Source organism: Stenotrophomonas ginsengisoli (assembly GCF_001431485.1).
Classification (GTDB): domain Bacteria; phylum Pseudomonadota; class Gammaproteobacteria; order Xanthomonadales; family Xanthomonadaceae; genus Stenotrophomonas; species Stenotrophomonas ginsengisoli.
On sequence record NZ_LDJM01000024.1, the window covers coordinates 1 to 10,733 of the forward strand.

Consider the following 10,733-nt stretch of genomic DNA (forward strand, 5'->3'; position numbering starts at 1 on the left):
ACTGCGCGCGACTCCGAAGCCGAAGCCGAAGCCGAAGCCGAAGCCGAAGCCGAAAGCCGAAGCCGAAGCCGAAGCCGAAGCCGAAGCCGAAGCCGAAGCCGAAGCCGAAGCCGAAGCCGAAGCCGATCAAACCTCGGTACTGGCGCAGGAGCCGGTACTGGAGACCGCCGCCGGCATGGTCACCATTGCCGGTCTGCTGGCCGATGACCAGGACAGCAGCGATGAGCTGCCTGCACCGGCCGCCGCGGTCGATGTGCCGCAGGTCGCGGCTGATCTGCCGTCGCACGATGCGCCTGTCGCTGCATCGCCTGTGCCGGCCCCTGTGCTGGCTGCAGCTGCCCCGGCGGCACCGCTGGCCGGTGCCAGTGTGGCTCTGGAACCGTTGTCCGCACCGGTGGACGATGAAGTCGGTACCGGTGAGGACGGCGCGCGCGCCGGTCAGGAACAGGTGCGTGTACGCGCCGACCTGCTCGACCGCCTGGTCGGTCATGCCGGTGAAGTGGCGATCTACCGTTCGCGTCTGGAACAGCAGCTGGGTGCCTTCCGCGGCGCCATGGCCGAGCTGGACCGCACCAACGCCCGTCTGCGCGATCAGCTGCGTCGTCTGGATCTGGAAACCGAAGCCCAGATCGTGGCCCGTTACCAGCGCGAGGACAGTGCCGACCGCACCTTCGATCCGCTGGAGCTGGACCGTTTCTCCACCTTGCAGCAGCTGTCGCGTGCGCTGAACGAATCGGCCGCCGACTTGTCCGGCCTGCAGGGTGTGCTCGATGACCTGGCCCGCAATTACGACAATCTGCTGGGCCAGCAGTCGCGGGTGAGCTCGGAGCTGCAGGACGGCCTGATGCGTGCGCGCATGGTGCCTTTCGACGGCCTGGTGCCGCGTCTGCGTCGTGTGGTCCGTCAGGCCGCTGCCGATACCGGCAAGCAGGTCCGTCTGGTGGTGGAAGGTACCCAGGGCGAACTGGACCGCAATGTCCTGGACCGCATGGTCGCGCCGCTGGAGCACATGCTGCGCAACTCGGTGGCTCACGGCATCGAAGCCCCGGCCGCACGTCTGGCAGCCGGCAAGGCCGAAGAGGGCGTGATCACCCTGCAGCTGCGTCGCGAAGGTGCGGAAATCGCCCTGGAAGTGGCCGATGACGGTGCCGGCCTGGACCGCGCGGCAATCCGCCGCCGCGCCGAACAGCGTGGCCTGGTGCCCAATGCGGCCCTGCTGTCCGAGCACGAGCTCGACTCGCTGATCTTCGCTGCCGGTTTCTCCACCGCCGATCAGGTCAGCCAGCTGGCCGGCCGCGGAGTGGGCATGGACGTGGTGCGCAACGAGGTGCGTCAGCTCGGTGGCTCGGTGGACATCGTGTCGCAAACCGGTCGCGGTGCCCGCTTCATCATGCGCCTGCCGCAGACCCTGGCCGTCACCCAGGCCGTGTTTGCGCAGATCGGTGAAACCACCTATGCGGTGCCGGTGGCCTCGGTCAGTGGTATCGGCCGCATCTCGCGCGAGCGTTTTGAAAGTGGCCAGGGCGTCTACCGTTACGGCGGTGAGGACTACGCCCTGTACGATCTCGGCCTGCTGGTCGGGCAGGATCCGGCCAAGGCCGAAGGCCAGGCGCAGATCCCGTTGCTGCTGGTGCGTGCCGGCGACCTGCGTGCGGCGGTGGCCATCGACCAGGTCGTGGGCAACCGCGAAGTGGTGGTCAAGCCGGTGGGCATGCAGATCGCCTCGGTGCCGGGTATCTACGGCGCCACCATCACCGGCGAAGGCAATGTGGTGGTGATCCTGGACGTGGCCCCGCTGGTGCGTCGCCTGCTGTCCCAGCCGAGCCGTCAGGCCCCGGTGGCCCCGGTGGCCCCGGTGCGTCAGGTGCCGCTGGTGATGGTGGTGGACGACTCGCTGACCATGCGCAAGGTCACCGGTCGCGTGCTGGAACGCCACAACTTCGAAGTGGCTGCCGCCCGCGACGGTATCGAGGCACTGGAGCAGCTGGAAGAGCGCGTGCCTGACCTGATGCTGCTGGATATCGAAATGCCGCGCATGGACGGCTACGAGCTGGCCACCGCGATGCGTGCCGATCCGCGCTACAAGGATGTGCCGATCATCATGATCACCTCGCGTACCGGCGACAAGCACCGCCAGCGCGCCCTGGAAATCGGTGTCCAGCGCTATCTGGGCAAGCCGTACCAGGAGCCGGAACTGATGCGTAACGTTTATGACCTGCTGGGGATTTCCCGTGCCCGCGAATGATCTCAATGCCACAGTCGTGCTGCTGGCCAACCCGGGTGCGGCACGCGACAAGCTGCGCCAGGCGGTGCTCAATGCCGGTGGCAACATCGTGCTGGAAACCGAGCCGGGCCAGGCCGATGCCGGCCAGGTGCTGGCCGCCAATCCGGCTGCCGTGGTGATTGCGCTGGACGCCAGCACCGACCAGGCACTGGACCGGCTGGAGCCGGTGCTCGACCAGGCCGGTGTGATGGTGCTGCTGGAAGAGGCCGAACTGGCTGCCCACCGTGAAGGCTGGGATGCCCAGCGCTGGGAGCGCCATCTGGCGGCCAAGCTGCAGGGTCACGGCAACGTGCTGCCGCCCGGAGCCGAGGACGAACAGTTGCTGCACCCGCAGCCGGGCAAGCCGGCCACCCCGGCCCAGGGCCATGCCGATGCCACCCTGCATCCGCACCTGGCCCAGGCCGAAGCCTTTGCTCCGGCCGTGCCCAACGATGCGCTGCAGCTGCAGGCCGATGTCGATACGCCGGTGCTGGTGGATGGCCAGTGGGCTTCGGTGGATACCGATACCGCCCTGTCTGTCGGCGATGACAGCCTGGACCTGTCCTTTGAACCGGTGGCCGCTGAAACGGCCTTCAACAGTTTCGAGTCGGCCGATTACCAGCCGCCGGCGGTGGCCGATGTGGTGGCGCCGTCGCTGGAGGAATTGTTCGCCAGTGCGCCGGCCGTGTCTGCGCCGGCTGCCGAGCCGGCCGCGGTGATGCCGCCGCCGTTGCCGCCGCTGCCGTCAGCCCCGGCCGAGCCGGTGCTGCCGGCCGTAGAAACCACGGTGGAAGCGACCGCTGCGCCGGCCACGCTGGACAAGTGGGCACTGGTGGATTTCGACAGCAGTGCACCGGCCCCGGCGCCCGTTCCGGCTCCGGCCGAGCCGGCACTCCAGTGGGATCTGAGCAGCCTGTCGTTGATCGACCTGGACAGCGAGGACGGGCAGGAGGGTGATGCCGTGCCTGCCGACCAGACCGCCACCTCGGTGGCCCTGGTGATGGCCGGTATCGGTGGCCCGGATGCGATCCGTCGCCTGCTGGCCCAGCTGCCGGCAGAAGGCATGCCCGGTGCGGTGCTGATCCAGTTGCGTCTGGACGGTGGCCGCTACGCCAACCTGGTGGCCCAGCTGCAGCGCGTCAGTGCGGCGCCGGTGCTGCTGGCCGAAGCCGGCAAGACCCTGCAGGCAGGCCATGTTTACGTGGTCAGCGACGAGATCACCCTGGGCAATGGCCAGCCCCTGCGTTTTGACACCCTGGCACCGATGGCCAGCATGCTGGCCGATGTGCCTGCCGATGGCGGTGTGGTGTTGATGCTCAGTGGCGCCGATGCCGAGCAGGTCGATGCCGTCCTGCGTCTGGCCGAGCGTGGGGCCTGGGTGGCCGGTCAGTCCGGCGAGGGTTGCTACGACCCGGCCGCTGCCAGTGCCCTGGCCGTGGCCGGCATGCCGATTGGTGAACCGGCCTGGCTGGCGCGCGAACTGCTCGCACGCTGGGGCCTGTAAGGAATCACGATGAACCATATCAACAACGATGAAGTACGCGGTGTCGTGCTGCAGTGTGCCGGCGAGAAGGTGCTGCTGCCCAATGCCACCGTGGCCGAGGTGATGTCGCGCGTGCAGCTGCAGCCGGCCGCGGCCGATGCGCCGGCATGGATTGCCGGCAGCCTGTCCTGGCAGGGGTTTGATGTGCCGGTGGTGGCCTTCGGCCGCTTTGCCGGTCTGGGCAACGACGTGGTGGTTGGCCAGCTCAAGGTGGTGGTGCTCAAGGCCCTGGCCGGGCAGGCCCACCTGCCGTACTACGCGCTGCTGACCGAGTCCTTCCCGCAGTTGATCGCGGTGCCGCGCGATGGCCTGCTGGCCGATGCATCCGAGGAAGTGGTGCCCGAGGGCGTGCACATGCGTGTGCTGCTGGGCGAACAGACCGCCTTGCTGCCCGACCTGGACGCGGTGGAATCAGCGGTGCTGGCCAGCCTGGCCGCCTGACACCCTCACGGCCCTTCGGGGCCGTGAGTGTTTGCAGCGCTCAGAAATCGCCCAGGCGTGTCTGCAGTGCGGCCAGGGTCGCCAGTCCGGCGGTTTCGGTACGCAGTACCCGCGGGCCCAGCTGCAGGCCGGCAAAGCCGGCTTGCCCCAGGATGTCCAGATCGCGCGGCGACCAGCCGCCTTCCGGGCCGATGGCCACCACGACACCACCGCTGCCCACCGCCGGCAGGGTGGCCAGGGTCCACTGGCCACGCGGGTCCAGGCACAGGCGCAGGCTGTCGGCCGGCAGCGCAGCGCAGGCCTGGGCCAGCCCGGCCGGTGCCGCCACCGGAGGAATCACCGCCCGTCCGCTCTGCCCGCAGGCCGAGGCCACCACGCTGTTCCAGTGCGCCACGCGCTTGGCCGCACGCTCACCCTCCAGGCGTACCTCGCTGCGTTCGCTGTTGACCGGCACGATCGCCGCCGCCCCCAGTTCGGTGGATTTTTGCAGGATCAGGTCCATCTTCTCGCCACGCGCAATGCCCTGCAGCAGGGTGATGCGCAGCGGCGATTCGTTGTCCAGGGCCTGGGCGGCATTGATCTGCACGCGCGCATTGCGCTTGCCCACATCCACCAGTTCGGCGCTGTAGTCATGGCCGTCGCCATTGAACAGCACGCAGTGTTCGCCCACGCCCAGGCGCATCACGCGCACCAGGTGGTTGGCAATGTCGTCGGGCAGGTCCAGGCTCAGGCCCACGTACAGGGGCAGGCTGACAGGGCAACGGGTGATGCGCATGAGGGTCGGTTCAAAGTCAGGAGGAAAGGGGCCGGGTCTGTTAGCATTGCCAACCAGATGAATATCCGCTTGCCCGTGCGTATTGTATCGACGTCCACCTGCTGTGCGTTGCGGGGGCAGGCATGAGCCGGCGCCTGCCGACCATCCACGGTCGCCGCCAGGAACAGGCCGGCCCGTTCCAGCTGGAACACCTGGACCTTGAATTTTCCAATGGCGAACGCCGCCAGTTCCAACGCCTGAACGGGCGTGGGCACGGTGCGGTGGTCGTGGTGCCGTTGCTCGATGAGCACACCGTGCTGCTGGTGCGCGAATACGCCGCCGGCATGCACCGTTACGAACTGGGCCTGGTCAAGGGACGCATCGATGCCGGCGAATCGGCCATCGAGGCGGCCAACCGCGAGCTCAAGGAAGAGGCCGGTTACGGCGCACGCCAGCTGCAGGTGTTGCGCGAACTGAGCCTGGCCCCGACCTACATGAGCCACCAGACCACCCTGGTGCTGGCCCGTGACCTGTATCCGGAGCGCCTGCCCGGTGATGAGCCGGAAGAACTGGAAGTGGTGCCCTGGAAGCTGGCCGAACTGGACCAGCTGATGCTGCGCGAGGACTTTTCCGAAGGCCGGTCACTGGCGGCGTTGTTCATTGCCCGGCAGTGGCTGGCCATGCCGGCATGATCCGCATCCCGGTTGACCTGCGTGAAATGGTCATTGCCCTGGCCGGGCAGGCCGGTGAGGCGATCATGCAGGTGTACGGCCGCGGTTTCGAGGTCATGCACAAGGAAGACGACAGCCCGGTGACCGAGGCCGACCTGCTGGCCAACCGCATCATCGTCGATGGTTTGCGTCGCTTGACGCCGGAATTGCCGGTGCTCAGCGAGGAAAGCGCCCTGGTCAGCTGGGAAGAGCGCCAGCACTGGACCAGCTACTGGCTGGTGGACCCGATTGACGGCACCCGCGAGTTCGTCAAGCGCAATGGGCAGTTCAGCGTCAACATCGCCCTGATCCACCAGGGGGCACCGTATTTTGCGGTGATCCAGGAGCCGGTCAGCGGTACGCTCTGGCATGCCGCCCGTGGCGAGCTGGCCTACCGGCGGCAGGGGCTGCATGACAGCGTCCTGCACGTGCGCAGCCCCGCCACCGCGCCACTGCAGGTGGCGATGAGCCGTTCGTTCAACAGCGCCCAGGGCGAGGCGATGCTGGCCCGGATGGGGCCCACCCAGACCCTGCGTCTGGGCTCGTCACTGAAGTTGTGCCGGATAGCCGAAGGCCAGCTGGATGTGTATCCACGGCTGGGCCCGACCAGCGAGTGGGACACCGCTGCCGGCCAGTGCATCGTGCAGGCCGCCGGCGGCAATGTGCTGTCGCTGGCCACCGGCAAGCCTTTCCGTTACAACCGCCGGCCCAGCCTGCTCAATGGCCATTTCATTGCCCTGGGCGATCTGGCCCTGCCATGGCAATCGTGGCTGGCCGACTGATCAGCCCCACCGCTGCAACCGTACGAGGACACCGCATGAAACCCATCCCCGACCAGGCCCGCCCGATCGATCGCCTGCTGGCGCTGATGGCCGACCTGCGTGATCCCGATGGCGGCTGCCCGTGGGACCTGCAGCAGGATTTTTCCAGCATTGCCCCGTACACCATCGAGGAAGCCTACGAAGTGGCCGAGGCCATTGACCGGGGCGACCTGCACGACCTGCGCGACGAGCTGGGTGACCTGTTGCTGCAGGTGGCCTTCCATGCACAGATGGCCAGTGAGCAGGGCCTGTTCGGTTTTGAGGATGTGGCCCAGGCCATCACCGAGAAGATGGTGCGCCGGCATCCGCATGTGTATGCCCAGGCCCGCGCCGACGATGCCGGGCAGGTGTTGGGCAACTGGGAGGCGATCAAGCGTGCCGAACGCCAGGCGCGTGGCGAACACGACACCTCGGCCCTGGCCGGTATCAGTGCCGGCCTGCCGGAATGGTTGAAGGCGACCAAGCTGCAGGCGCGTGCGGCGCGTACCGGCTTTGACTGGCCGGGCCCGGCACCGGTGCTGGACAAGCTGGCCGAGGAGATGGACGAGGTGCGCGCGGAGTTCGAGCGCGGCCCGGTGGCCGACAACCACGCGGCGCTGGAAGAGGAAATCGGCGACCTGTTGTTTGTGGCAGCCAACCTGGCCCGGCATGCGAAGGTGGATCCGGGCGCGGCTTTGCGCCGTGCCAACCTGAAATTCGAACGTCGTTTCCGGGCCATGGAAGCGTTGGCCGCCGCACAGGGCCAGGACTTCGCCGGCCTGGACCTGGCCGTGCAGGAAGCGCTGTGGCAGCAGGTCAAGGCGACCGAATGATGGTCAAGACACTGGCCCTGTTCGCGGTGACCGCGCTGGCCGAGATCATCGGCTGCTGGCTGCCGTGGTTGTGGCTGCGCAAGGGCGGCAGTGTCTGGTTGCTGCTGCCGGCCGCCGCCGCGCTGGCCTTGTTCGCCTGGTTGCTGACCCTGCACCCCACCGCCAGTGGGCGTACCTATGCCGCCTATGGTGGCGTGTATGTGGCTGTCGCCCTGGCCTGGCTGTGGCTTGTGGACGGGGTCCGTCCCACCCGCTGGGATGTGGCCGGGGTCAGCCTGTGTCTGGCCGGCATGGCCGTGATCATGCTGGCACCGCGCCAGGGCTGAGTGCGGCGACACCGCGCTGGCTGCCGGCCTGCGATCGGATCCATCGGGCATGGCCTGCGCTGCACATGCGGCATCGGCAGCGGAACGGTCGCTGCTGTGGGCAATGCGGGGTGGGGCATGGGCCATCAGTTGGGCTGCGGCGACAGTGCCGCTTGCAACTAATCTGGGATAATGCGGGTTCTTTCACCAGTGTTGGATGCAAGGCCATGACCCAGAAGACCCTTCTCAACGACAGTCATCGTGCGCTGGGCGCAAAGATGGTCGATTTCGGTGGCTGGGACATGCCCATCCACTACGGCTCGCAGATTGACGAGCATCACCTGGTGCGTGGCCAGGCCGGCATGTTCGATGTCAGCCACATGACCGTGGTCGACCTGCGCGGTACCAACGTGCGCGCCTTCCTGCGCCAGTTGCTGGCCAACTCGGTGGACAAGCTCAAGGTGCCGGGCAAGGCCCTGTATGCCTGCATGCTCAACGAGAAGGGCGGGGTGATTGACGACCTGATCGTCTACTTCCTGGGTGAGGATTTGTTCCGCATGGTGGTCAATGCCTCCACCCGCGAGAAGGACCTGGCCTGGATCAGCCAGCATGCAGCTGCGTTCGATGTCAGCGTGCAGCAGCGCGAGGATCTGGCCATCATCGCCGTGCAGGGCCCGCAGGCGCGTGCCAAGGCCATCTCGCTGCTGGCCGAGGACCAGCGCGAGGCCGCCGACAAGTTGGGCCGCTTCGCTGCGCTGGACGTACGTGCGGCCGACGGAGTGGAACTGTTCCTGGCCCGTACCGGTTACACCGGTGAGGATGGTTTTGAAATCCTGCTGCCGCAGACTGCCGTGGTGGCCTTCTGGGACAAGCTGCTGGGCGCAGGCGTCAAGCCGGCCGGTCTGGGCGCGCGCGACACCCTGCGCCTGGAAGCGGGCATGAACCTGTACGGCCAGGACATGGATGAGTCGGTGACCCCGTACGAGGCGGGCCTGGCCTGGACGGTGTCGCTGGACGACGGCCGTGACTTCATCGGCCGTGCGGCGCTGGAAGCACAGAAGGCGGCCGGTGTGCCGACCCAGCTGATCGGCCTGGTGATGGATGACAAGGGCGTGCTGCGTCATGGCCAGGGTGTGCTCACCGCCAATGGCCAGGGCGAGATCCTGTCCGGTACGTTCTCCCCGACCCTGGGCAAGGCCATTGCCTTTGCCCGCGTGCCGGCCGGTGATGCCGGCGATGTGCGCGTGGACATCCGTGGCCGTGAGGTGCCGGTGCGCGTGGTCAAGTTCCCGTTCGTGCGCGAAGGCGCTGCCCAACCGGGCATCCTGGCCTGAGGCACGCCTGTTCTGCCGCCGGGCACCGTGGTGCTCGGCTACACTATTCCTTCCGTTCCACCTTCTTTTTAGCGGAGCAGTTCCATGAGCCAGATCCCCGGCGACCTCAAGTTCCTCAAGTCCCACGAGTGGGCGCGCGTTGAAGCTGACGGTCGTGTCACCGTCGGTATTTCCGATCATGCCCAGGGCCTGCTTGGCGACCTGGTCTATGTCGAGCTGCCCAGCGTCGGTGACAGCGTGACGGCCGGCAATGCCGTGGCTGTGGTGGAGTCGGTCAAGGCTGCCTCGGACGTGTACAGCCCGGTGTCCGGCACCGTGGTTGCCGTCAACGACGCGCTGTCGGACAAGCCGGAAACCATCAACGAGGATGCCTATGGCCAGGGCTGGCTGTACGTGCTCGAGCAGGCCGATGCCGCCGAGCTGGAAGCACTGCTTGATGCCAATGCCTATGCATCGGCACTGGAAGATGACGCGCACTGAGTGCCGCGTGCATCGAGCCGGACGGCCGCCTTGTGCGGCCGTTTTTTTTGCCTGCATATCACGGTGGCGTGAGTGTGTGCCTGGGCATGCAGGCACACGCAGCTTGCGCAGTTGGCGCTTTGTCGATGGTGCTTTGTCTGCGTCGGGCAATTTGCTTGCCTGCCTGGTGCCGGTGCCAGGCTGTCGCACGCTTGCTGCTTGCAGGCAACGCATGGCAGCAGCATTGCAGGCAATGGATAACAAGCCGCAGCTGCGCAAGTGGCTTGTTTCAAGTGCTTTGCTGCCAATGCGGGGTTTGCGCTGAGCGCTTGCCATCGTTGCTGCATTGCACTGGCCGGGCACTTGCGCTGATCGCGATGTGCCTTGCATGCGCTGGCGGTTGCTGCCAATTGCGCGCAGATGGTTGACAGTAAAAAAAACGATGATTAGGTTTCGCCTCAAGCAGATGCCGTAGCCGGTGCCCGTGATCCAGATCATCAAACGATTGTTGATGTGTCAGCTCGCACTCACCACGCCAGTGGCAGTGGTTCGCGGTGACGTCGTCAACAACGGGCCAGCTGGGGACTCTGCCCATGACAGCCGCGGCACACACTGCGGCTGTCTGCGTATCCGTAACCGGATGTGGCTTGGGTCCGGAGGTCGTATCGCGATGCGCGAGCGGGCTGTGTCACCTGGGTTGTCAACCTGATAGATCACTGACGAGGAGCCAACGTATGGCCACGAAGAAAGTCGCGAGCAAGAAGCCGGCTGCCAGCAAGGCGGTGAAGAAGGTCGCCAAGAAGGCCGCCGCCACCAAGTCGGCAGTGACCAAGACCGCCGCCAAGAAGACCGCCGCCAAGAAGGCTGTGGCCAAGAAGCCGGCCGTCAAGAAGACTGCAGTCAAGAAGGCTGTGGCGAAGAAGCCGGCCGTCAAGAAGACTGCAGTCAAGAAGGCTGTGGCCAAGAAGCCGGTAGCCAAGAAGACTGCAGTCAAGAAGGCTGTGGCCAAGAAGCCGGTAGCCAAGAAGACTGCAGTCAAGAAGGCTGTGGCCAAGAAGCCGGCCGTCAAGAAGGCCGCAGTCAAGAAGGCTGTGGTCAAGAAGCCGGCCGTCAAGAAGGCCGTCGCCAAGAAGACCGCAGTCAAGAAGGCTGTGGCCAAGAAGCCGGTAGCCAAGAAGGCCGTAGCCAAGAAGGCTGTCGCCAAGAAGGCAGTCGCCAAGAAGGCAGTGGCCAAGAAGGCAGTCGCCAAGAAGGCAGTAGCCAAGAAGGCAGTAGCCAAGAAGGCCGTAGC

At 66.4% G+C, this 10,733-nt stretch carries 11 protein-coding genes; 10 read left to right on the plus strand and 1 reads right to left on the minus strand.

The features are described from left to right. From ABB30_RS09955 to ABB30_RS09965, 3 genes are all read left to right on the plus strand, one after another. On the plus strand, nucleotides 1–2,245 hold a 2,245-nt coding region (locus ABB30_RS09955; RefSeq protein WP_245626479.1), incomplete at its 5' end, for a response regulator. Next, nucleotides 2,232–3,767, plus strand: coding sequence for a chemotaxis protein CheB (locus ABB30_RS09960; protein WP_083489807.1), 1,536 nt, complete (start codon nucleotides 2,232–2,234; stop codon nucleotides 3,765–3,767). The genes ABB30_RS09955 and ABB30_RS09960, both read left to right, overlap by 14 nt. A 9-nt stretch (nucleotides 3,768–3,776) precedes the next feature. After that, entirely contained in the window at nucleotides 3,777–4,247 is a 471-nt protein-coding gene (locus tag ABB30_RS09965; RefSeq protein ID WP_057638163.1) for a chemotaxis protein CheW, read from the plus strand. Nucleotides 4,248–4,287: 40 nt separating this feature from the next. Here ABB30_RS09965 and ABB30_RS09970 read toward each other — a convergent pair whose 3' ends face one another. After that, complete coding sequence (locus ABB30_RS09970; protein ID WP_057638164.1) at nucleotides 4,288–5,022, minus strand: 16S rRNA (uracil(1498)-N(3))-methyltransferase; 735 nt, start codon at nucleotides 5,020–5,022, stop codon at nucleotides 4,288–4,290. Between the two features lie 122 nt (nucleotides 5,023–5,144). On the opposite strand from ABB30_RS09970, the gene nudE reads away from it, so the two are divergent. The 7 genes from nudE to ABB30_RS10005 all read left to right on the plus strand — a co-directional run. Next, nucleotides 5,145–5,693, plus strand: coding sequence for an ADP compounds hydrolase NudE (gene nudE, locus ABB30_RS09975; protein WP_057638165.1), 549 nt, complete (start codon nucleotides 5,145–5,147; stop codon nucleotides 5,691–5,693). Continuing rightward, the gene (gene cysQ / locus ABB30_RS09980) at nucleotides 5,690–6,493 is read left to right on the plus strand and encodes a 3'(2'),5'-bisphosphate nucleotidase CysQ (protein ID WP_057638168.1); all 804 of its coding nucleotides are present in this window, start codon (nucleotides 5,690–5,692) and stop codon (nucleotides 6,491–6,493) included. The genes nudE and cysQ overlap by 4 nt, the downstream gene beginning before the upstream one ends. A gap of 35 nt (nucleotides 6,494–6,528) precedes the next feature. Then, on the plus strand, nucleotides 6,529–7,344 hold the full coding sequence (gene mazG / locus ABB30_RS09985) for a nucleoside triphosphate pyrophosphohydrolase (RefSeq protein ID WP_211263480.1): 816 nt from the start codon (nucleotides 6,529–6,531) through the stop codon (nucleotides 7,342–7,344). Next, nucleotides 7,341–7,670, plus strand: coding sequence for a YnfA family protein (locus tag ABB30_RS09990; RefSeq protein ID WP_211263481.1), 330 nt, complete (start codon nucleotides 7,341–7,343; stop codon nucleotides 7,668–7,670). The genes mazG and ABB30_RS09990 overlap by 4 nt, the downstream gene beginning before the upstream one ends. 206 nt (nucleotides 7,671–7,876) lie before the next feature. Beyond that, nucleotides 7,877–8,983: a glycine cleavage system aminomethyltransferase GcvT gene (gene gcvT, locus ABB30_RS09995; RefSeq protein WP_057638166.1), complete on the plus strand. Its 1,107-nt coding sequence runs from the start codon at nucleotides 7,877–7,879 to the stop codon at nucleotides 8,981–8,983. 84 nt (nucleotides 8,984–9,067) lie between these two features. After that, entirely contained in the window at nucleotides 9,068–9,463 is a 396-nt protein-coding gene (gene gcvH, locus ABB30_RS10000) for a glycine cleavage system protein GcvH (RefSeq protein WP_057638167.1), read from the plus strand. Between the two features lie 713 nt (nucleotides 9,464–10,176). Further along, on the plus strand, nucleotides 10,177–10,733 hold a 557-nt coding region (locus ABB30_RS10005; RefSeq protein WP_083489808.1), incomplete at its 3' end, for a histone H1-like repetitive region-containing protein.